At 54.7% G+C, this 22,541-nt stretch carries 17 protein-coding genes, 1 tRNA gene and 2 pseudogenes; 10 read left to right on the top strand and 10 right to left on the bottom strand.

Annotation, left to right across the window (positions count from 1 at the left end; genetic code table 11):
- The first annotated feature begins 62 nt into the window (after positions 1-62).
- Entirely contained in the window at positions 63-1,928 is a 1,866-nt protein-coding gene (locus C8N36_RS00850; RefSeq protein WP_097802838.1) for a WD40 domain-containing protein, read from the top strand.
- A 6-nt stretch (positions 1,929-1,934) separates the two neighbouring features.
- A complete protein-coding gene (locus C8N36_RS00845) occupies positions 1,935-3,404 on the top strand; it encodes a DUF4384 domain-containing protein (protein ID WP_097802839.1) in 1,470 nt (489 codons plus the stop codon).
- A 366-nt stretch (positions 3,405-3,770) separates the two neighbouring features.
- Here C8N36_RS00845 and C8N36_RS00835 read toward each other — a convergent pair whose 3' ends face one another.
- Positions 3,771-4,667 (bottom strand): LysR family transcriptional regulator, encoded by an 897-nt coding sequence (locus C8N36_RS00835; protein WP_097802841.1) that lies wholly within the window; start codon positions 4,665-4,667, stop codon positions 3,771-3,773.
- A 97-nt stretch (positions 4,668-4,764) separates the two neighbouring features.
- Here C8N36_RS00835 and C8N36_RS00830 point away from each other — a divergent pair, with 97 nt between their 5' ends.
- Positions 4,765-5,265 carry an ester cyclase gene (locus C8N36_RS00830; RefSeq protein ID WP_245910688.1) on the top strand — a complete coding sequence of 167 codons (501 nt, stop codon included), beginning with the start codon at positions 4,765-4,767 and terminating at the stop codon, positions 5,263-5,265.
- Positions 5,266-6,314: 1,049 nt separating this feature from the next.
- Here C8N36_RS00830 and C8N36_RS00825 read toward each other — a convergent pair.
- The 6 genes from C8N36_RS00825 to C8N36_RS00800 form a co-directional block, all read right to left on the bottom strand.
- Entirely contained in the window at positions 6,315-7,070 is a 756-nt protein-coding gene (locus C8N36_RS00825; protein ID WP_097802843.1) for an SDR family NAD(P)-dependent oxidoreductase, read from the bottom strand.
- A 17-nt stretch (positions 7,071-7,087) separates the two neighbouring features.
- The gene (locus tag C8N36_RS00820; protein ID WP_097803008.1) at positions 7,088-7,942 is read right to left on the bottom strand and encodes a glutathione S-transferase family protein; all 855 of its coding nucleotides are present in this window, start codon (positions 7,940-7,942) and stop codon (positions 7,088-7,090) included.
- Positions 7,943-7,981: 39 nt separating this feature from the next.
- Positions 7,982-9,421: an aldehyde dehydrogenase family protein gene (locus C8N36_RS00815; RefSeq protein WP_097802844.1), complete on the bottom strand. Its 1,440-nt coding sequence runs from the start codon at positions 9,419-9,421 to the stop codon at positions 7,982-7,984.
- A 19-nt stretch (positions 9,422-9,440) separates the two neighbouring features.
- Complete coding sequence (locus C8N36_RS00810; protein ID WP_097802845.1) at positions 9,441-10,802, bottom strand: TRAP transporter large permease; 1,362 nt, start codon at positions 10,800-10,802, stop codon at positions 9,441-9,443.
- Positions 10,799-11,320 (bottom strand): TRAP transporter small permease, encoded by a 522-nt coding sequence (locus C8N36_RS00805; RefSeq protein WP_097802846.1) that lies wholly within the window; start codon positions 11,318-11,320, stop codon positions 10,799-10,801. The genes C8N36_RS00810 and C8N36_RS00805 overlap by 4 nt, the downstream gene beginning before the upstream one ends.
- Before the next feature lie 82 nt (positions 11,321-11,402).
- Positions 11,403-12,413 (bottom strand): TRAP transporter substrate-binding protein, encoded by a 1,011-nt coding sequence (locus C8N36_RS00800; RefSeq protein ID WP_097802847.1) that lies wholly within the window; start codon positions 12,411-12,413, stop codon positions 11,403-11,405.
- A gap of 204 nt (positions 12,414-12,617) precedes the next feature.
- Between C8N36_RS00800 and C8N36_RS00795 the strand changes: the two genes are divergently transcribed.
- The 5 genes and pseudogenes from C8N36_RS00795 to C8N36_RS00770 all read left to right on the top strand — a co-directional run bounded on the left by C8N36_RS00795 (position 12,618) and on the right by C8N36_RS00770 (position 18,253).
- A complete protein-coding gene (locus C8N36_RS00795; RefSeq protein WP_097802848.1) occupies positions 12,618-13,388 on the top strand; it encodes a GntR family transcriptional regulator in 771 nt (256 codons plus the stop codon).
- 98 nt (positions 13,389-13,486) lie between these two features.
- Positions 13,487-14,695 carry an OsmC family protein gene (locus C8N36_RS00790; RefSeq protein ID WP_097802849.1) on the top strand — a complete coding sequence of 403 codons (1,209 nt, stop codon included), beginning with the start codon at positions 13,487-13,489 and terminating at the stop codon, positions 14,693-14,695.
- A gap of 1,118 nt (positions 14,696-15,813) precedes the next feature.
- Positions 15,814-15,942, top strand: a pseudogene (locus tag C8N36_RS24800) (IS91 family transposase); the annotation flags it as partial.
- Between the two features lie 235 nt (positions 15,943-16,177).
- Complete coding sequence (locus C8N36_RS00775) at positions 16,178-17,248, top strand: alpha/beta fold hydrolase (protein ID WP_097802851.1); 1,071 nt, start codon at positions 16,178-16,180, stop codon at positions 17,246-17,248.
- 114 nt (positions 17,249-17,362) lie between these two features.
- Positions 17,363-18,253: an alpha/beta hydrolase gene (locus C8N36_RS00770; protein WP_170125764.1), complete on the top strand. Its 891-nt coding sequence runs from the start codon at positions 17,363-17,365 to the stop codon at positions 18,251-18,253.
- A 328-nt stretch (positions 18,254-18,581) separates the two neighbouring features.
- On the opposite strand, the pseudogene C8N36_RS24045 reads toward C8N36_RS00770, so the two are convergent.
- A pseudogene (locus C8N36_RS24045) lies at positions 18,582-18,722 on the bottom strand (IS3 family transposase); the annotation flags it as partial.
- A 5-nt stretch (positions 18,723-18,727) separates the two neighbouring features.
- Between C8N36_RS24045 and C8N36_RS24795 the strand changes: the two are divergent.
- Positions 18,728-18,937, top strand: a complete 210-nt coding sequence (locus C8N36_RS24795) for a hypothetical protein (protein WP_170125763.1) — start codon at positions 18,728-18,730, stop codon at positions 18,935-18,937.
- Between the two features lie 1,151 nt (positions 18,938-20,088).
- On the opposite strand, the gene C8N36_RS00755 is transcribed toward C8N36_RS24795, so the two are convergent.
- A tRNA-Leu gene (locus C8N36_RS00755) sits at positions 20,089-20,172 on the bottom strand.
- Positions 20,173-20,346: 174 nt separating this feature from the next.
- Here C8N36_RS00755 and C8N36_RS00750 point away from each other — a divergent pair.
- Entirely contained in the window at positions 20,347-20,847 is a 501-nt protein-coding gene (locus tag C8N36_RS00750; RefSeq protein WP_097803009.1) for a Hint domain-containing protein, read from the top strand.
- Here the strand turns inward: C8N36_RS00750 and C8N36_RS00745 are convergent.
- Complete coding sequence (locus C8N36_RS00745; protein ID WP_097802854.1) at positions 20,844-22,541, bottom strand: NAD(P)H-hydrate dehydratase; 1,698 nt, start codon at positions 22,539-22,541, stop codon at positions 20,844-20,846. The two genes, C8N36_RS00750 and C8N36_RS00745, sit on opposite strands and share 4 nt — an antisense overlap.

The following is a 22,541-nucleotide window of genomic DNA, read 5'->3' as shown; positions in this document are numbered from 1 at the left end:
ATGCGGCCGCCTTGGTTTGGCCGCAGCGCACCGCTCTGCCCCTTTCACAGAAAGCGCCTGCAATGAAACATATCTCGTACGAACGCTTTGGCCAAAACCTTGTCCATGCCGCCGCGCTGGCGTTTCTGGTTTTCTGGGCGGACGCCGCCTGTACCCAAACCGAACAGACCACAGCGCGGGTCCTTGAAGGCCATCAGGGCGCGATCAAATCCGTTGCCTTTTCCCCAGACGGCACCCAGGTCCTGACGGGCAGTTGGGATTGGAGCGCGCAGTTGTGGGATGTTGCATCAGGCCGCGAAATTATCGGCTTTGAAGGGCATGACGAACGCGTCACCTCGGTTGCTTTTAGCCCGGATGGTGCCCGCGTTCTAACGGGTTCTATGGATGGCACAATGCGCATGTGGGATGCGGTCAGCGGCGCGCAATTGCAGCAGTTTGACAGCAAGGCCGACCGGATCACTGCCGTCGCCTTTAGCCCCAGTGGGCGACACGCGCTGGCGGCGACCAACCATGGGATGGCGCGCCTGTGGGATGTCGCATCAGGCCGCGAAATCCGGCAATTCGAAGGCCATGGCGACGCCCTGACATCAGTCGCGTTTAGCACCGATGGCACCCGCATTTTGACCGGCAGTGCTGACACCACCGCCCGAATTTGGGACACCGCAACAGGGCAGCAAGTGCAAGTTCTCACCGGCCATGACGCGGCGGTTCTATCGGTAGATTTCAGCCCCGATGGCGCAACCGCCCTGACCGGAAGCTGGGACAGCACAACCCGGTTATGGGATGTCGCAACCGGTCAGCAAACCCGCGTGTTCCCCGGCCATGGGGCATCGATCCGATCAGTGGCTTTTGGACGTGATGGCAAAACAATTCTGACAGGTGACTGGAACAATACGGCCTGGATTTGCGATGTCGAAACCGGAAAGCCCATCCAGTCGTTTTCCGGCCACGAAGCATCGGTTGATGCCGTCGCCTATAGCCACGATGGCCGACAGATCCTGACCGGCAGTTGGGATCTGACGGCGCGGCTTTGGTCTTTGCCACAGTCCTTATGGCCGGACCTGCCCGATATGCCCGCCCCGCAGCTGGCCACATCGCGACCGGCTGCGCCGCCTGCCCCTGCGCCGGTTCCTACAGCACCGCCCGTACCGCTCCGCGATGACGTTTTGGTTTTGGTAATCGGCAACCGCACATATGCCGAAGCGCCCCCCGTCGAATACGCCCATAACGACGCCGTCGCCTTTGCCGAATTGTTTCAAGACATGTTGGGCGTCGTTCCGGAAAACATCTTGATTGAAACCGATCTGAATTCTATCGGAATGGCGCGGTATTTCGGCACCGATGACCTGCCCGAAGGCAAATTGTTTCGCCGCGCCCGTTTTGTCGATGAAATCATCGTTTTCTATTCCGGCCATGGCGTACCGGTGTTTCGCAGCGAAGGCCTGCCGATTGGATATTTGTTGCCCGTGGATGTACCTGCCGCCGAACCCGGCTTTGGGGCCTATCCGCTTGATATGCTGATCCGCCGTCTTGAAAACCTGCCGGTAGCGCGTGTCACTGTGCTGCTTGATGCCTGTTTTTCCGGCCTGTCCAGCCAAGGCAGCCTTGTGCCCGGTGTCTCGGGTGCCTTTGGCGTCGCCATCGCTGCCCCGATTGAAAAAGCCAAAGTGTCGGTCCTGACCGCAACCGATTTTCAAAGCCCGCAATTCGCGCACTGGCTGCCTGAAAAACAGCACGGAGCCTTTTCGTGGTTCGCACTCGAAGGGCTGCGCGGCAAAGCCGACAAAGACGCTGATGGCCAGATCTACCTGAGCGAGCTGCGCAATTATATCGACAAGGGGTTGGCCCTTTCGGACCTGCGGCAATCGCCCAGCCTGTTGCCCGGCAGCGCCGATTCCGTGTTGACTGAAATCCCCAAGGGAAACTGAGCCGCAATGAAACACCCTGCTCGTGAAACCCTAAACCTGACGCTTAGACTGGCGCTTGTATCCCTGACGTTGATGTTTGCGGCCATGTCCCCTGCCGCTGCGCAAACCCCTGAAGAAACGGCACTGTCCAGCCAACTTGCGGCCTTGGTCCGCTTTTCGGATATGCCGACGGGCAGCCGCATCGCCCTTGCCCCGCCCCCGCCGATGGACAGCGCATTGCCCATGGCGCAGGTCGAAGCCATCATGAGCCGGGTGGCGCAATTGATGGTTGCTGATTGGCCAGCCAAGCCGCGCATTTTGGCGGGCAGTGCTGATTTGCGCAGCACTCTGGCATTGGTCCGGGGACGTCAGGGCCAAGAAGCATGGACCCAAGCAATATCCACCACCCTGCGCCAAGAGGCGGAATTTGTTTTGGTGGGCGAAACCGGTATCGGCGCGGGCAGCGCGACGCTGCGCCTGACCCTTGTAGCCCTGAGCGACGGGCGGGTCTTGGCGAAAACCTCGGACGTCCCTGTCAGCACCCAAGGCACCGCGATGGCCGCAACCCCGCGCGGCGGCATCACACAAGCTGTGGCGCAGCTTCAACAATCTGTGCCGCAAGCCCGCGACCAGATCACCATTGGGGCCTTTGTCAACGAACGGTCCGGTTTTGAAACGCCGCTTGGGCAGGCCTTGTCTGACATCACGATAGAAGCGTGGTTTTCATCGGCACAATCCATCACCGCAATGATCCAAGATGCGCGCGCGCCGCGTGTGTTGCGCGGCGCAGCCCCGCCACAGGGGTTTTATCTATCCGGAACCATTCGCCTGATCGATGCCGACCGGTTTCAGCTGGTTTTGCGGTTGTCGGATGGTCCGGATTTGCTGGCGACCCGCACGCTTGATCTGTCCGCCTTGCAACTGGCCCCACATTTGCGTGCCGGATTGGATCCGCGGTTTGAACAGGGGCAAAGCGGGTTTGAACCGCTTCTCGGATTGATCCAAGGAATTGGACCCGCCCGTATGGAACTGCAAACGCTTGGCGGCCGCGAAGACCACTACCCTATCTGCAAGACATCCGACTTCAACCGCCTGTTGACCGCTTGCCCTGACAGCTTGATCCAATTGTCGGTGACAACGGACCGGCCCGGCCAAGTAATGTGCTTTTCAATAGATGACGCGGGCAGCCTATCGGTGATTGTGCCCAATGCCTATACCGCAGCGCCTTGGGTGCTGGGCGGGCAGAACCTGCTGATGCCGGATGATCTGCCGCCCTTGCCAGACGGCACGCGGATGTATTGGCCAGCGATGGGACCGGCCTCTCAAACGCTGGTTGCCTGTTTGTTGTTTGAAGGCAGCGCCGTGCCCTTGGCAGATGCAATGACCGCGCTCGAGGGCCCGCCTCTTTCTGCCGCTTTGGCCTATCAACTTATGGGAACAATCAGGGATTCTGCGCCGCTGGCCTCAAGCGGACAAGTCGTCAAAGTTCAGGACTGACTGAGACAGCGCGGCACTGACAATTGGAACGCAAAGACCCAAACCACCGATCCTTGGCTGTCCACAACCTCCGACCGTTTCTATCCGGTTTCGGCACCGCTTTGGGTGCCTATGCCTGAAAGACAAGCGGTTCATCCACATTTATAGACTGTATCCAGAGGTGTGTCAGTTCCACCTGGTCACTGGCGTTGAATTCCAAATCCAAGTCATCGTGCGCCAAGGTGTTGTCTGCCACACCGTCATACACAGAACCTGGCACTGCCCCGACCAAGGCTTTGGCAATGTGGAAACTCCAGTTTTGCGGCGACAACCACATTGTTGACCAGATGTATGATGTCAAATCTTGGCGGGGCCGCGCAAGCTTGGTTACTCGACACCTGCGGTGGTTTCGCTTGCTGACAAAAACCGTACAAATAGCGTTGTCAGGTTTTCGCGACGCGACTGGTTTGGCCAAACAGCGTACAAGCCCAAAGGCCGCAGGCTCCATTCAGGCAAGATATGGACCAATTCTCCACGCTCAAACCCTCGGGATGCCAAGTGTTTGGGAACACTGGAAACCCCCAATCCCCGGATTGCAAATTCATGCAGTGCCTCAGCCGAATTCACGGTTACATTCGACTTTCCCAAAACGGAAACGGTATCGCCTGAGGGTGACGTAAGCTCCGTTTGCGCGGTGCGCATTTTGAACCGTATCCAGTCCCAGTTCTCCAAATCCTTGGGAGATGTGGGTGCGCCCTTTGACGTCACATATTCAGGGCTGGCGACCAAAAAACGTTCGGTGTGGCCAATGCTACGCGACATGAACTCACTATCGTCAAGCCATCCGGCCCTTATAACTGCATCAAAGCCATCTTTTATGAGATCAGAGCGCCGGTCGGAAAAATGAAAATTTACATCCACACTGGGGTATTTGGCCAAAAACTCTGCAAACCGGTCCATGAGCTGCGTTTGCGCGATAAATGCAGGCACTGACACGCGAAGAGAGCCAGAAGGCTCGTGTGACAATGTGCTAACCGCATCAAGCCCGGCCTCTGCGGCGGCCAACATGGTCTGCGCCTTTTCATGCAAAAGCCGCCCTTCATGGGTTAACGAGAGCTGACGCGTTGTCCGGTATAGCAACGTTACGCCAAGGTCCGCTTCGAGCTGGGAGACAACTTCGCTAACGCGCGACGGGGCGAGACCAAGGTAAAGAGATGCCCCGCGGAACGAGTTTTGATCAACCACTGTTGAAAAGATTGCGATGCTGCGCAGTTTCTCAATCATTGTTCGCCTCAGCAGAATTAATTCATCTGAAATTATCGGGTAATCCAGAATAATCTCAAGCGTTATCTGTTTGAAACGCGGATTGATGATCCGTCCAATGAAAACACTCAGAGGTACACAGATGACTATGAAAAGCCTGTTTGGAGCCACTTCGCTGGCGTTTGTATTGTCAGCAACGGCTGGTTTGGCCGACAACAAAGAAACTGCATCCGTATTCTACGATTTGCTAAGCAACCCCGGTGATGCGGCCATGGTTGAGGCGTTCCAGAACGCGTCAACCTCCGAGTGGATCAGCATCGGAAACTATACCGGTGAGAACAAAAGCCGCGACGCGTTTATTGGCCAGATGGGTGGGTTCGCGCAACTGATGCCCGATTTGGACTGGGCGATTCAGGATATGCACGAAGATGGTGACACAGTTGTGGTTCGGAGCCGTGCAACCGGTACGCCTGTCGCCCCCTTTTTTGGAGTCGACGGCCAAGGCCGTAGCTTTGATATTTTGACGATCGATATTCACGAATTCGAAGAGGGCAAGATCGTTCGGACCTACCATGTGGAAGACTGGGCGACGGCGCTACAGCAACTGTCCGGTAAGTAAACTTTCCAAAAGCGGCGCGGCTCCCCCCCGTGCCGCCATCATTTGACACCGATCAGGAGAAGAGACCCAAGCGGACAAGCTCCTGAAAATGTAAAAGCAGCGGCGAGGAAGGTTTCGCCGGGGCACAGGCCCACGTGACTTTCTAAAAAATACCCATAAATACATCGGGTTTCGATCCACCCAGCATTCCACCGGCGTCTGCGATGGTGCAGAAAGAGTTTTTAGGTTTTGACCTGTTTGCCGAACGCTCCCCCAAGCGTGACATCAGATTTTACGCAGCTTTCAGGGCGTCCTATGGGGGCCCTTCCCCTTTCAATCTCTCATTAACGGCGCTGCGCAATGGGTGATCTTGGATGACGGTCCTCTCCAAATTGGTTTTGGTTGGGTGCAAAGTTTTAGGCCGCTCCGGCACCGGTATCTGGATCGTCAAAGTCTGCCACAATTTAACGCCGACCATGATCCGTTTTGTGATTGCCGGATCTGGCTGGAGGAGGTTCCAGCGGGCCACGCTGGGGGGCAAAGGATCACTTTGCAACCCACCACAACAATGTCTCGGCTCAAGCGCGCCGCACTTGACCTGTTCGCAAATTCAACGCGGACACACTTGAGACAACAATCGGTTTTGTTAGTCATGGTGACACGGCCTTTGGCCACGCAACCTTGCCCACGATTGCATGCATTACCGGCTTGGGAAGTGCCGCCCGGGTGCTGGCTGGTAGTCCAAGATTGTGTATCCAGACTGGCTGGCGATTTAGATCTTCATCCCACTTGCTGCCCCCTCAAGGACTTTTTGCGTTGCTTGGGGAAATCTTGGGAAACCTCGTGGCGCTCAACCTATGCCCCTGCATTGGACCGCCTTGCATGATAAGACCGATCGGGGTTCACTTTGGCCCTTGGCCGTGCCTGAGGCCAATCGCTTTTGGTGCTTGCGCCTCCCCCCTTGCAACCGGGAAAAGACGTAACACTCAGGGCCAATAAACCCTCTCATTCTGCACAATTTGTCTACGGCTCCCCCGCCCCACAGCGCTTAAACGCCGCGGGGATTTAGTTTAGAGGTTCACTTTGCCGCCATCCACATTCAGCGTCTGACCCGTCACAAAATCGCTGTCTTGTGTGATCAGGTACATCAGCGTGCCCAGCAAGTCTTCGGGGAGCATGTCACGCTTGATGGAACGCGATTGCACCGTCGGCCCCCGCGCCGGATCAAACCCTGCGTGACCTTGCAACGCCTCGCTTTCTGTCAGTCCAGGGGCAATGGCGTTGACCTGAATGTTCTTGTCCCCCAACTCGCGAGCATGTCCGCGTGTCATCGCAATCACGGCCCCCTTGGACGCGGAATAATGTGACAGTCCCGGAGGCCCGTAGAAAAACGTGCCGGATGCAATATTGACGATCTTGCCTCCGCCTGAGCGTATCATGGCCGGGACAGTTCCACGGGTGACCTGATGCACTCCGCGTGCGTTGACGGTCATGACCTTGTCAAACTCTTCATTTTCGATCTGCAAAAACGGTTTCGGCTCCAACGCAGCAAAAATCGACGCGTTGTTGACCAATATATCCAGTCTGCCAAAGGTCTTTTCGGTTGTCGCGACCATGATGGCGATGTCGTCATCCGAGATGACGTTGACGTTCAGCCCAATGGCCGTTCCGCCTACCTTTTTGATGTCCTCGACAGTTTCGGTAGTGTCCAAAACATCCGTGACGACAACGTTGGCCCTCTCTTCGGCCATGCGTTTGGCCATGACGGCCCCGATCCCACGTGCGGCACCAGTGATGACAGCGGTTTTACCTTGCAAACGTCCCATAGGTTCTTCCTCTCGTATCAAATTTCGATTTCAAGGATCTTGGCAATGTCGGGCCAGCTTTGGGCACCGTTGTCTCGCAGATCATTGGTCAGGTCTTCGGGCACCCAGTCGATCAGGCACGTCTTAAAATTCGGAAGCGCCTCGATCCGGGCGAACCATTTTTCGACATTGGGCAAGCGGCCGTTTTCCCACATCCCACGCATCGACATCATCGCCAGCCGGTTAACATAAGGCGTCATGGCAATGTCCGCGATTGAGAATGCGTTGCCAACCAGCCAGTTATTTCCACGGTCATTTCCACCCTCAAGCCCCCCCTCAGGCCTACCGTCAAGCGCGGCTTCCATTTTGGCAAGGTAGCTGTCGTAAAGCTTGACCTTTTCCGCCGCGCCCGGGGCGTCGAACCCGTACCGCGTATAGCCGTCTTTCAGGTCTTTCCAATTGGATGTTACTGACATGGCTGGCGTCGCCTCTAGAAACTTTTTCACACCGTCCGCGCCCAGATTTTTCAAAACGGTGTGGCGATGGGAGCAGACAAAAGTCACCGCACCGCAGGCAGGGTGCAGGTCTTCGTCAACGGCTTTGGTCCAATAGCGGGCTTGCGCGCGCTGTGCTGGATCGGTTGGGTGAACGCTGGTATCCGGGGCGATTTGATCGAGATATTCCACGATCACTGTGCTGTCGACGATGACAGTGTCATCGTGTGTCAGCGTCGGAACAACCGCCTTTGGGTTCAGTTTCATATAGTCCGGATTGAACTGTTCGCCTTTGAGGATGTCGATATAGACACCTTCCCAATCCAACCCTTTTTCCGCCATCGCAAAGCGCACTTTAGCGGCACAAACCGACGATCCGTGGTGATAGAGAGTAAACATAAAAATGTCCTTGGTAGCCATTCGAATTATACGCAATGTTCAAAGCTGGATTGTGATCCATTTCAGCTCGGTCATCGCTTCCATGTCGGCATCGGTCCCCTCGCGGCCGACACCGCTTTCACCATTGCCACCAAACGGCACATGCGCTTCGTCATGGATGGTCGGGCCGTTGACATGGCACATTCCGGCGTCGATATGGCGGGCGAAATGAAAAGCCTTGTTGATATCCTTAGTGAAAATCGCAGAAGACAGGCCATATTCGGTGTCATTGGCCTTTTCCAAGCCCTCTTCATAACTGTCGATTGGGTAGATTGACGTGACCGGCCCAAAAGTTTCGGTCCGGCACACGGTCATCTCTTCGGTCACACCGGTCAGCAATGTGGGCTGGCACCGGTTGCCTTCCCAATCGCCGCCGGCCGCAATCGTTGCGCCTTTGGCGACGGCGTCAGCGATGTGGTCTTTGACGCGTTGTCGCTGACGATCCGAGATAATCGGGGCAATAACGGTGGTTGGATCGCGCAAATCGCCCATGCCTGCTTTGCTGGCAATCATAGAGAACCGTTTGACGAATTCGTCAAACAACGGGCGCTCGACATAAAACCTGCTTGACCCGATACAAGCTTGCCCCCCGAACATAAAGATCGACCGCGCAACCAATGGCATGGCTTTGTCCAAATCCGCATCTGCCAAAATGACGGTCGGACTTTTGCCGCCAAGTTCAAGCGTATTCGGGGTTTTGTTTTTGGCACAGATTTCATTGATGTGCTGACCCACCATTGTTGATCCGGTAAAGGTGACAAAGTCGACATCCTTGTGGCTTGTCAGCGCGTCACCGATCTCATGGCCATAGCCAGTTACGACATTATAGCCCCCCTCTGGAAAGCCTGCTTCGGCAACAATGCCTGCAAACAAGGTGGTGAGGCGCGGGGCCATTTCGGAGGGCAAATGCACAACCGTGTTGCCGACAGCCAAAGCGTTGGCCACAAGCCGCGAGGTTTTGATCAACGGAACGTTAAACGGGGTGATCACCGCCACCACGCCAAGAGGTTCGCGGACCGACATAGAAAATTTTCCCGGCGCATCGGAAGGTATGGTCTCACCGCGTACGTTTCGGCACAGCCCCGCAGCGGCGCGCACCATTGTCAGACCCTTTTCAAACTCGAACATGGCCTTTTGGATCGGTGAACCGATTTCGTCGACCAGACAGTCCAAAAGCTCGGATTTGCGGTCCTCCATGATCTCGGCCACGCGCAACAGCCAGCGTTCACGCTCTTTGGGCAGGGTTTCGCGATAGGTCGCAAAGGCGGCTTTGGCGGCAGCAACCGCTTTTTGGATGTCTACATCGGTGCCTTTGGCGGCCTGTACATACAAGCCATCATCCAAAGGGTTCATCACATCAAAAACAGCGCCGTTTTCAGCATCAACCCATACACCGTTGACAAAGTGCTGAAGCGGGGGAAATTTGGAAAGGGGTTTCATAGGTTACATCCTGTTGCGACTACCCGCCGACAATTGTCTGAGGCAAGAAAAGCGCGATCTGAGGGAAAAGAATGAGAAGGCCGATCATCGCCGCCATGGCGAACCAAAACGGCCAAATCCCGCGGAAAATCTGGGCCATGGGCACTTCGGGCGCGATGGATTTCACGATGAAGACATTGATGCCCACCGGCGGGCTGATCATGCCCATCTCCAGAACAATCACCACAATGATGCCGAACCAGATCAGATCCCATTCAAGCCCAATCGCAATCGGGATCACCACCGGAATGGTAAGCACCAACATCGCCATGGATTCCAGAAACATGCCTAGGAACATATAGGCCAAAATGATCACCAGCAGGACGCCGATGTCACCAATGGGCAAAGATGTCAGGATCACCACCAATTGCGCGGGCAATTCGGTAAGCGACATGAAGGGGATAAAGACAAAGGCGCCAATGATGATCAAAAAGACCGTCGCGGTCGCATTCATCGTCTGCAAAATCACCGATTTCATCGCTTGGAGCGTCAAGGAGCGCCGCATCGCCGCCACAAGGAAGGTAAAGAAGGCACCGACCGAGGACGCCTCAACAGGGGTGAAAAAGCCGGTATACATACCGCCAATGGTCACCATGACGACACCGAGAATAGGAAGCGCTTGCCACAGAGCGGCCATTCTCTCTTGGCGACTGGATCGTTCACCACACGGACCGGCTTCGGGCTTGCGAAGCACCGTCAGATAGATTGCGCCGATGAACAAAAGAGTGAGGACGATGCCGGGAAAAACCCCAGCCATGAACAAACGCCCGATCGATTGTTCGGTGAGAACTGCGTAAATGATCATCCCACCGGACGGTGGGATCAAAAACCCGAGCGTGCCGCCCGCTGCCACTGACCCGGTAGCCAGACTGTCAGAGTATTTGTAACGCTTCATTTCAGGCAGGGCGACACGGCCCATTGTAACGGCTGAGGCCAGGGATGACCCCGAGAGAGCCGCGAACCCTGCGCAGGCCGCGATGGTTGCGGATGCCAGCCCGCCGCGCATATGGCCCATCCAGCGATACGCCGCTGTGAAAAGGTCATTGGACATGCCCGATACCCCCGCCAAGTTGCCCATCAGGACAAACATAGGGATCACCAGCAAGTTGAAGTTCGATGCGGCCTCGAATGTTTCGCCAGCCAGATTGGAATAGGCGATTTTCAAGCCGCGCGCCCAAGCCTGATCTGACGACATGCCAACCCCGATAAGTTTGTTGGCATTGGCGATGATCGTTCCGGCAAACCCGACGGCAAGCATCGAAATGGCGACAGGCATGCGCAATGCCAAAAGGACAAATAGGGCGAGCAAGCCAAAAAGCCCAAGGAGGGTCATGCTGATCATAACGGGCCACCATTGATCCGCAGAGGTTCAATATGGTTCGACCGCAACAGCCCGTAAATGTCGAAGACCAACACAATGGCATAAAGCGAGACAGACAGTGAAAGCAGGTAGTAAAACGGTTCAAAAGAAATCAGGAGCTGCTGTGTGGTTTCGCCAAACCGCACGGCACTTTGCCCCGCATGCCAAAGACGCCAGGCCATGATGATCAAGAGAGCAAGGCCGAGGCACTTGACTGCGACCATCGAGATTTTGGCAAACTTTGCGGACATATGCGCTTCAAGCACTTCGATTTCGATATGAGCGCCAGTGCGGGCCCCAAGAGGGATGGACAGAGCGACAATCACCACCAGCGCCAAGATCAACAGATCTTCGGCCCCGACGATGGGCGAATTGAATGCCTTGCGCATAATCAGAACATTCCAGACAGAAAATCCGGTCATGAAAATCAGGGTTAGCCCGCCGCAGACAATTGATATCCACAACAACGCACGGTCCAGCAAACGCAGGAAACCAGGCATGTTTCGCCCTCCTTTTGTGATTGATTAGAGTTGGTGGTTCGGTTTCATTTGCCGGGGAACGTGCCCCCGGCGGGTGACGCAATCACTTGTTGATTGCGTTGTAGATGGTTTCGGCATTGTCGATCCCGCGCTCGGCGTAATCAGCAAAGATCACCTTCAGTCCATCTGCCACAGCGGCATCCATTTTGGCGCGCTCGTCATCAGAAACGGCGATCAGCTCATAGTTTTTGCCATCAGTTTCGCCCATGATTTTTAGGGATTTTGCATCGGCACCGTCAAAGCTGTCTGCCAGTTTCATCGATGCCAGATCGCCCGAAAGCGCATCGATGATAGCGCGGTGTTCATCGCTCAGACCCATGTACCGCTCTTTGTTCATCACAACAAAGATCACTGCATGTTGGACCGGAACATTGGTTACAAAATGCGACGCAACATCCCAAAAATTCCACGGTGCAGTCATGTTGTTGTAGGTGGCATAGGCCGCATCGATCGTCCCCGTCGACAAGCCGGTATACATTTCAGTAACCGGCATTTGCACCGGAACAGCCCCCATGGCTTCGATGATTGGCGTGGTCAGCGCAGCATAGGGTACAACTTTGCGTCCCTTTAACCCGTCAAGCGTGGACACATCGCGCGTCGCGGCAATGCCGATACCCGCCGCTGTGGACAAGGCAATCATCTTTACGTCGCTGTATTCACTGGCCAGATGTTCATCAAAAACGGCCAACAAGCGTTTGGTCGCCTCACCAGAACTCTCTGCTTTTCCGGGCAAAATCGCCAACATGGTTTTGGGGAATAACGTAGGCGAATAAGCTGCGATTCCGAAGGTAATGTCGGCGACCCCCTCTACGGCCCGTTTGTATTGTTGTACCGGCCCTGCCCCCAATTGACCCGCGGGGAACAGCTTCATCGAAAGCGAACCGCCCGAACGCGTTTCCAGTTCTTCACCGAACCATTTGAACAACACTGTGTTGGTGTGATGCTGCGGCGGCACAAAGGTAGCGACGCTCAGTTCTTCACCCGTTGCCGTATGTGCTGAAAAGCCAAGCGCTGATGCCAGCGCGATGGACAAAGTGATACGTGAAAATGCCATGTTTTCCTCCCTGGCTCGGGTCCAACAACCGGATTGGTTTCGGGATCCCAAACATTTCCTCAAGTCCCCGAAAGTACCGATTCCTTGTGGATTGAGGCTAAGAAACACCGTTTAGGGATCCCAAATCAAGGAATATTTTGCGAATCCGGCAGATTTCCACGTATTCCGCTTGACTTTGGGATCCCAAGTGAGGTGAATAACGCCATGGACTCAATTGACACAGAACTCGCGGCACGCATTCGCAATGACATCTTCCACGGCACGTTTTCCGAGGGGGAACGGCTCTCTGAGGCGCGGCTATGTGAGGCGTATAACGTTTCGCGAACGCCTGTACGTCTGGCATTGCGATTACTGGAACAAGAAGGTGTCGTTCGTCGCGGCGAAGGGCGGGGATACCTTGTACACAGCCCGACAGTCGCAGACATTCTGCAAGCGGTTCAGGTACGTGGACATCTCGAAAGTCTGGCCGCGCGCCTGATTGCGCAATCGCCCGGACGGGGCAATATGTTGCCGTCACTCGGGGCGGCCATCGATGAAATTGACCGATTGTTGGCAGCAGGCAACATGGATGACGCGTCCCTCAAGCTATTCCAACATCAAAACGCGCAATTCCACAAAACCATACTGGATGGCTGCGGCAATGATTTCGTTGGCTTCACGTGTACCCGAATCAGCCACCTTCCGATGCTGGAAGTCGGGTCCATGGTTTTTGATCGACAAGTGCTATCGACGGATGAAGGTGTTGAGCGGAGCCTCTTTCGTCTCAAGCTCGGAAACTCGCAACACAAAGTAATCTATGCGGCGATCCAGAAAGGTGACGCAGTGCGCGCCGAAGGGATGATGCGTGAGCATTCCAACACAATGGTTGAATACATCGAAGTCTTTGAGAAGCGGACTGAAAAACTAACCATAACCGATCTGATCAGCTATTCCGGCATCGGGAATTTGCAGCCGGAAACCGGCGCTGCAGACTAGAAATACACAATACATCTGACTTTTGTCAGGCGACTTTTTCACACCCCGCGCGGAACAAATCCGCGCGGGCGGCTCAAGCTTTGTCTAAGGAGATCCTCATGGCGCAAGGCCCAAATGTACTCGTTGATAGCGGGATCCCGCTATTCTTTGACCTCGTCAACGCCGAAGAAGTCGGCATCACCCCCCCTCAGAACCGGATGGGGGACAGTTTGCGCACTTGGGTTCGGTCCTTGTCGGTTTTTCAAAAAGAGGCATTGGTTGCGTCTAGCCGCACCGGAAAAACCTGGCGCCTGGCCAGCGATGAGGGCCCCTACCTTGACGGGCACGACGCCGCGCCCTGCCCGTTGGCCTTTCTGACAACCGGAATGATCGCCAGCTACATGAACGAGATCACGGCACTGGCCAAAAAGCAGGGAGTAGAAATCCGCAAACTCAAGCTGACTCAAGACAACTACTATACAATGACCGGTTCCATGCCGAAACGTACGATGGTTGGGGGGGCATTGCCGGTTGAGCTGTTGGTTGAAATTGATTGTGATCTTGATGATAGCGCGCTGGCCCAGTTTTTGATGAACGCTGTGTATGCCTCGCCCTTGAACGGGCTCATGCGCGGCCAACTGGAAAGCCTGTTCACCCTGTCCAAAAACGGCACCGAAATAGGGAATGGCAAGGCGGCGCGCATGGACGGTGCGGTTTACCCTGATCCCGGCGACCATTTTTCCGCAGCCCATCCAATTGCCGATCCCGGATTTGACCCGGTGGTTTGGCCCGAAGGCGTTACACCGAAAAAACCGGTACAAGGCGGAACTGCCAAGGCAGGCTCTTCGCTTGCTGATGAGCAAAACCGGACCTTGAATATCGGTGCCACCTGCACGCTGCGCGAAGACGGGATGAAAGAAATCCTGCAATTGCAGTACAGCCCGCACGGGACTTCGTTCAAGTTCTTGTCCGAAGAAGCGCCCGAAAATGGCGGATTGGGACGTGCACCAGATGCCAACAGCTATGTCAGTGCCGGTATCGGGTTCTGCTTCATGACCCAGTTTGGTCGCTTCGTGAAAATGTTGAATTTGGATCTGAGCGATTACCGCGTTGTTCAAGATAGTCATTTCTCGCTTGGCGGCGCGTCTGGCGGTACGGGCAAAGCGGGCCAGGCCGATCCTTTGGAAACGCATGTTTATTTGGAAACCAACGAAAGCGATGATGTCGCCCGTGAGATGCTGGACATCTCGGAACAGACTTGTTTTTTGCACGCGTTTTGCAAAACAGACCTGAAGACAAAGCTGAAAGTTCAACGAATTCAGGTGTGAAAGCAAGCCGCCCTTGCACCTGAACAAGGAACAAGCGGAGCGGATTATGCCCCAAATCCGGATTATTGATGTGTCGGGAGACGAATGACAGCAAACCGCGCTCTGTCCGCACCACCGGATTGGAGTTGACCGGCGCAATACCCCAAGGGTGCCCTGCCCCGCCTATATTATTCCAAAGATCGCTGCCATGACATCATCAGATTTTGGGGCCGGAACCGCCATTGGAGGGACATCCGGCTCCAGACTTCAACGGTGAAGCCATGCTCACCGTCAATGGCGTGTATGAAACAGTTCTGTTTTTCGAGACAAGATTGGGTCTTGTTTCATGTTCATGCGGCTTTTGGAAACTCCGCTTGATCGCAATTTGTGGCGTCCGGCGCGCGCTTGTCAAAGGCGGTGTGAGGCAGGTCAGAGGTGTTGAACTCGATCCAGTTACCACTGATCTACTTTACTTTGAAGCCATCTGTAATTTCACGCACATTGACGGTCACCTGCTTCAACGGCCGCCACTGTCGTTCGACACAGATGTTTCAGCGTCGCAACCCCGCCCATCTGTTGCCGGCAGGCACACACAAAGCATGCTGCCGAGCGCCCAAAAGCTGGCCTTCAACCTGTTTTGCAGCTGTCAGCACAACACCTTGGCCGCCGGTTAATCAAAGGCCGCGATATACTCCTGCCCGCCAACCGGTTTTGAGTTTTGGAAATGATGCTATGCTGCCCTGCCAATTACACTCCGCGCAGGAATTATGCGCACAGCGTTGCACATTCTTGGTTGCCTGCGGGCCACGCGATGGGGGTATCCACAACAAACCGTGGTTTTACACGCGCTGACGGGCATCTGTGTGCAAGTTTGGGAGTAAGATGGGACACTTGAAGGCACAAACCTCGAACCAAGTTTTCGTTGAACTTCTTCGCTGGGAGCGAGCACTCCGGCAATAGCACGTAAAACATGATCCAGTTGGCTTTCGAACCCTGAACGTCTTACCTGACTCGAGGATCATGAAGAGAGCCCGATGCACTGTTGGTCTGGGAGGCTATATGGCAAGCGTCAAAAAAGGTGCACATTTTGGGGAAAATGCAAGAAAACAGCATCTTAGCGTGGCAAAGTCGAGTTGTGGGCGGAACCTGCCCCGCCCACCTTGCGCGAAACATACCCCTGCTGCGGTGGCCCAATGCGCGTGATCGAATTCTTCCGGCTCGGCCAGAAACCGATGTCCCGCGCGCCACATCGAGAGCAAGCCGCATGACGCATGACGCAACGCCCGTCCAACATCGAACGCTCATATCGGCGGCGACCAAGTGCACCGGATCGGTCAGGACGTGTTGAGTTCATGCCTCGTTCCAATATGGCCGCGATGCTGGCGGCATGGGGCGCTCCGAAAGCTTCAAAACGCGAGGTGAAACCTCCGAATTTTGCTTGTCGTATTACTTCGCCTGAACCACGGGGCTGACTGCCCAAACCGCTTCTGCTAGTCTAAAAAAATGAACACTGCATCCAACCATGCGCGTCAAAAGGTTTCTTTCGTTACTGCAGATGATGGGACCCGTATTGCGGTGGCAGAAATGGGTGTGGGCCCAACGATTCTTAAGGCCGGAAATTGGCTGAGCCATGCTGCGCACGATGAAGAGAACCCTATATGGCAGCATTGGTTGAAAGAGCTTGCCCGGGATCATCGATTCATCCGGTATGATTTACGCGGCTGCGGGCTTTCAGATCGTGATGTTGACGACATTAGTTTCGATGCTTGGTTATCCGATCTGGAAGTCGTGGCGGACACCATTAGTGGACCAGTTACTCTATTGGGCCTGTCACAAGGGTGCGCTCTGTCCATCGCATTCGCTTTGCGACATCCTGAAAAAGTGGAACGGCTCGTTCTGATAGGTGCATATGGACAGGGCATGTTGGCGCGTAGCGATGCGAAAAATGCACAGCTTGAGGCGGATACTCTCGCAAACCTAGTTCAACTTGGTTGGGGCAACGAGGTGCCAGCCTTCAATCAGGTGTTTACCCACCTGTTTGTTCCATCTGGCACGCCGGAACAGCACAGTTGGTGGCGACGCCTTGAAAGAGAGAGCGCTTCGCCACAGATCGCTCTGCGCACCCTAAAGGTTATGCATAAAATTGACGTTTTGGCAGATGCAGCGAAGCTCTGCGTCCCGGCTCTAATCTTTCATGCCAAGGACGATGCGCGCATTCCGTTTGATGAAGGGCGCAAACTAGCCGCTGCAATTCCTGACGCGCAGTTTGTCGCTTTAGATAGCGCAAACCACATCTTGCTTGAAAACGAACCAGCTTGGGCGGCGTTCCTCTCGAGCCTCCGCGCATTCTTACCCGAAACAACATCATCTAAACCCGTTCGAGGCAGCTATCATTTGACTGAAGCGGAAGGAGATGTTGTTGACTTGGTCGTCAAAGGCATGGGCAACCGCGAAATTGCCACCACTCTCGGAAAATCTGAAAAAACAGTGCGCAATCAGATCACTGTAGCACTCGAAAAGGTCGGTGTACGCAGCAGATCAGAGCTAATTGTTAAAGTTCTGTCCGACGGATAGGGTGTTTGTCCCAAAGAAAGAGACATCAATTTCTTTCGAATGGGACATTTGCCTCATGCGTATATCCCACATGCGCTGTTTCACTGCTTCTATCAATTAAAGATGGAACGGCACATGTATCAAGAAGTCGAATTTGTTTCCGAAAACGCCACTTTGCGAGGCAGGCATTATTGTCATGCGGAAACCTCCAAACCCACAATCGTTATGACCCACGGGACTAGCGCGACGATCACGATGATGGTTGATCGTTACGCGAAAGCCATCTTTGAAGCAGGGTTTGATGTTCTTTTTTATGATCATAGAAACTTCGGTTTAAGTGGTGGTGAGCCAAGGCAAGAGATAAACCCTTGGGTGCAGGCACGAGGATACCGTGACGCTGTCAGGTTTCTCAGAACGTCCCATCAGACAGATCGCGTCGTTCTTTGGGGGGATAGCTACTCAGGTGGTCTCGTTATGGTAGCAGGCGCTCTCATCCGGGACGTTTCGGCAATCGTTGCCCAAATACCTGTATGTGGAGCGACTTGGCCCGATGGAGCGGCAGACCAAAATGCGTTTGATACCCTCAGCGAACTGTTTGAAACTGGAGATGTTGGCGGAGGGCCCGCCGATGTGGTTGGACCTATGCCCGTTGTATCGCTTGACCAGATAAATGCGCCCTCACTGCTGACGCCGCCACAGGCGTTTCGGTGGTTCCTGGAATATGGCGGTCGCCATGGAAGCGGCTGGGAAAACAAAGTGACCCGCGTTGTCCCAAGGACGACTGTTCCCTGTTCTCCTTTGGTTACCGCTCCACATCTCAATATGCCGGTCCTCATGATGAACGGCCGGAACGATGAGATGGTCCACTGCAACCCCGAGCTACAAAACGCAGTGTTTGATCGGATTGCCGGACCGAAAGAGAAAGCAATTATCGCGGGCGGGCACTTTGGGCTATTGTGGGAAGACAGTCCGAGTTTTGTGAAGGCCGTGACCACACAAATCGAATTTCTTAAGAGGGTGCTTTAGCATCCGATCACAACAGCAGACCTAAGTGCCAGCCCGGCGAATTAGCATTTTTCCGCAGTGAAGGCGCACAGCTCGGTTGTGTAACTGTCCACTACACAAATAACCGTACAATCAGGCCATGTCTGCTTCGGGCTGAGATCGGTCACTGGTCAGCCGTTGTCACCTAGCGCTTCGCTTCAGGCGAGTTGGTGCGCTGCCACATGGCGGCTTTGAGCCCAAAGTGCCTTATGCTGCAAGTTATCCGAATGTCCGTTCTGAAATAACATATTCGCGCATTTCGGGTCGTAGGCACAAACAAATAGCGAAGCAACGCTAACGGAACCGGTCTTAGTCGGTCTTCGTCAGCACGCCCCTTCGGCACCCGCTGTTGTATGGATCGATGTTGGCCCAGCACCCGATAAATCCGCCGCTCAGAAACTTTCATCTGGCTGCTCACAAGGTCGATGCAAGCACGGCGACGCGAAGGGCTACGAGGTGGCCGACGTATTTCATAACTCTAAATCGGGGCGATTGTTTATCCGCGCTGGCATGCAAAGACTGATCGAAACGTTGGAGAACGAAAATGATAGTGAATACGTGGTAATTGTTGAAGACGGTAGCCGCCGGGCTCGCGAAATTGTAACACACGCAAAACTTCGCTCAAAAATTGGATCACTCGGAGCACTATTGGACAGCTCGAAATAGACCTTCGGCAACAGAGCTGCAGATCGACTACAAGAGCATGTTGTTGCTGTAGTTTTGGATTATGAACGCGAGGACATTGTTGAACGCTCACATAGCCGTAGCCTTGAGCGATTAAAGGCAGGTTATTGGATTTTCCAGCCCCCGAATGGCAACATATATGAGAAATCACCAATGGGAGGAAAGACTCTAGTTAGGAAAGAGTCCCTTGCGTCCATCATTTCAGATGCTCTGCAAAGGTTCTCCGACGGTAAATTCCAACTGCCAATGGAGGTACTGCGATTCTTGGATAGAAAGCCGAGATAAAAAAAGGGAATTAGATCTAAAACACTCAGAATCGATGGCATCACAAAGATGCTTCGTTGCAATCTATACGCTGGGTATCTTGAATATGAAAATTGGGCTGTACCACTTACCAAAGCCAAACACCCTCCACTAATCTCATACGATACCTACCTAACGATCCAAGAAAGACTGGAAGGAAAAAATGTTGTTCCAGCGCGAAAGAATTTATCTAGAGATATTCCTTTGCGATCCTTTCTAGTTTGTGAACATTGTGGCAGGCGAATAACTTCATGTTGGTCTCAATGTCACACCGGTAGAAAGTACCCGTACTACCTTTGCCAATACCGAAATTGTCCTGAGCGCGGAAAATCCACGCCAAAACAAAAAGTAGAAAACGAGTTCGAACAGCTTTTAGGAAAAGTAGTTCCGGATCAGACACCGTTAAATGTCGCAGAGCAAATGTTTCGCGATGCGTGGGAAGTCAGAATTCGTAGCACTCAGTCACAAGAGATCGAAAAAATGGTAGAGCTAAACCTCAACCGGGCCGTAAGGATAGAAGCCGATGCTAACGCTGGTGCATACGAAGCCCGTGTATAGGAGCTTCGCAAACAGAATGCAGCAAACGACGCTGAAATTGAAAAATTGTCCGTTCCAGCGCTAAGTTTTGGCGAAACGTTCGAACTCTCGATGCAGTTCCAAGCAAACCCCTATAAAATATGGAAAATAGGAAGCTTTAACCTTAAGCGGATCGTGCTCAGGCTCGTCTTTGCCAAGCCACCATCGTTTAGTCGAAGAAAAGGGGTTCGAACCTCAGAAATGGCCTTTTTCATTCAAGGTGTTACATTTCTTATCAATGATAAATAACAAACTGGTACGGGTGAGAGGACTCGAACCTCCACGCCATAGGCGCCAGAACCTAAATCTGGTGCGTCTACCAATTCCGCCACACCCGCATCCATACTGGTGACTCGGTTTTAGCCGGTCCCAGTGCCGCGGGGTTTAGCAAAGCTTTTGCAGAAGTGCGAGAGGAAAAATGCACCACGCATGCGATTAAAATCAACAGCATTTACCGGATGTTGGAATATTGTGGCGATAAAGGGGCGGAAGTCACAAGAGGCATACCGCCAATGCAGCCTAAAACGGTCCGGTGCCCATTGGGAACTCTATTCCCCGCGCGCCATATCGCGCCTGATCACGCCTGGAATGCGCTGCCCGCCGGCATGGTGGTGCTAACGCTGGACGGCGCGCTTCCGGTTGAGTTTTTGAACGCCGGTGATCGGGTGGTCACCCGCGACAGCGGCGTTGCGACCTTGGCGGACGTATCGACTTGCCGTCGCCGAGTAGACGCTATTGGTATTCGTCGTGGAACTTTGGGCGTGTCGCGCCCGGATCGCGACGCGGTTGTGCCAGCGCGCCAAGAATTGTTGGTTAGGGACTGGCGGGCCGGTGTGTTGTTCGGTGCCTCGCAGGCTTTGGTGCCTGCCGGGCGTTTGATTGACGGCGAGTTTATCCGATCCGTCGGCGTGATTGAGTTGGACCTGTACCAGTTGCGCTTTGACGCCCCTCACATCCTTTATGCGGACGGGCTGGAACTTGCCTCGGCTTGCCCCGTTCCAGCATGCGGCTAAGACAGAATTGAGCGAAACACATGGGGCAGCTCTTCCGGCAGATCCTCGGCGATCAACCCGGGGCCCAAATTGCGACCGCATTGCGCATGTAACCAAACCCCCATTTCGGCGGCCCGCATGGCCGGAACACCGCGTGCCATGAGGCCGGTGATGAAACCTGCCAGAACGTCCCCTGATCCGGCGGTTGCCAGCCAAGGAGCTTGGTTTTCGAACAAAGCTGCATTGACCGAAACCTGCCCTTCCGGACTGGCGATTACAGTGTCAGGCCCTTTAAGCAACACAACACATCCGGCCCGATCTGCCGCTTCGCACACAGCATCATACCGCGAATAGGCAGGCCCATGGGTAGGCCGTGCGACAAGCTTTTGCGCAAGATCGGGAAAGAGACGGGTAAATTCGCCAAAATGCGGTGTAAGCACGCAGTTCGAATGCAACAGTGCAAACAAATCATCCGGAGCCGCCGCAAAGGCCGTCAATGCGTCCGCATCAAGAACCACCGACCGGCGCACAGCACGGGTTTGCTTCAAGGCAATCGGCACCAAGCTGCGTGCAAGCGCCACCCCCAATCCGGGGCCGATACAAAGTGCGTTTAACCGGCTGTCTTGCAACAGATTTAAAGCGTCCCCCGATCCGGACACCGGCGCGATCATGATGGCAGTGACCTGCGCGGCCACTTCGGACAACGCGTTGCCCGGCACAGCCAATGTCACCAGCCCCGCGCCTATCCGCAAGGCCCCGCGCGCCGCCAGTCGCGCAGCTCCGGTTTTGCAGGTCTCGCCCGAGAACACCAAGGCATGACCATGCCGAAATTTATGGCCAAAAGCATCCTTGGCCAATACCCCAGCAAGGGGCACGTCAAAGGCAGGGTTCGCGTCATCCGTCTGCCCCACCCAGTGGGAAATGCTGCCAAGACACGCATCTTCCAGCGAAGGAACCGCAAGTTTCCGGCGCAATGTTTGATGCGCTAGATCCAACCCGATGTCGACAATCGCCAAATGTCCGCTTGCCAATGCCCCCTCTTGGGACAGATGCCCGCGCTTGGCGCGGTGAAACGTAACGGTCAGATCGAAACTTGCCTTCGAAACCGCAGGCTGCGGGTCCGCCGGTTGCAACATCCGGCCACTGTCCGTGCAAATCCCACTGGCAATATCCACGGCAACAGTTCGAACGGTTCTACAGCCAGCGACCTTCCCCAAAAGATCGGCCAGCCTATCGGGCAAAGCACGAGTCAAACCGGTGCCAAAAATGGCGTCCACAAAGAGATCGGCCTCCAACCCCGCGTCGGCGAAACGATCTATAAGGTCCAGATCGGACTGAACGGACCCCAAAGCACACCAACGGGTGTAGTTGAGCTTCGCATCGCCGGTCAAACGTAGCGGGTCGCCAAACAGAAAAACCTCAACAGCCCAGCCCTTGCGTTTAAGCAAGCGAGCAATAACAAATCCGTCGCCGCCATTGTTCCCCGGCCCGCACAAAACAACCGCCCGCAGCGGAAGCCCTGTCGGAACCGCACCCTCTCCCGCCATCCCACTGCCTGCGTCCTCTGAGTGGTTCAGCTCTGGCCAATGAGCCAGAATCGCATCAACAACGCCCTGCCCGGCCCGCTCCATTAAGGTCGCCCCAGTTACAGCGCCGCTTGCAATCGCGGACTCTTCGATGCGCCGCATCTGCGCAGCCGTCAGTACCTCAGCCAT

This window comes from Pelagimonas varians, assembly GCF_003208435.1.
GTDB classification, from domain to species: domain Bacteria; phylum Pseudomonadota; class Alphaproteobacteria; order Rhodobacterales; family Rhodobacteraceae; genus Pelagimonas; species Pelagimonas varians.
This window is presented reverse-complemented; position numbering and strand designations above follow the sequence as displayed.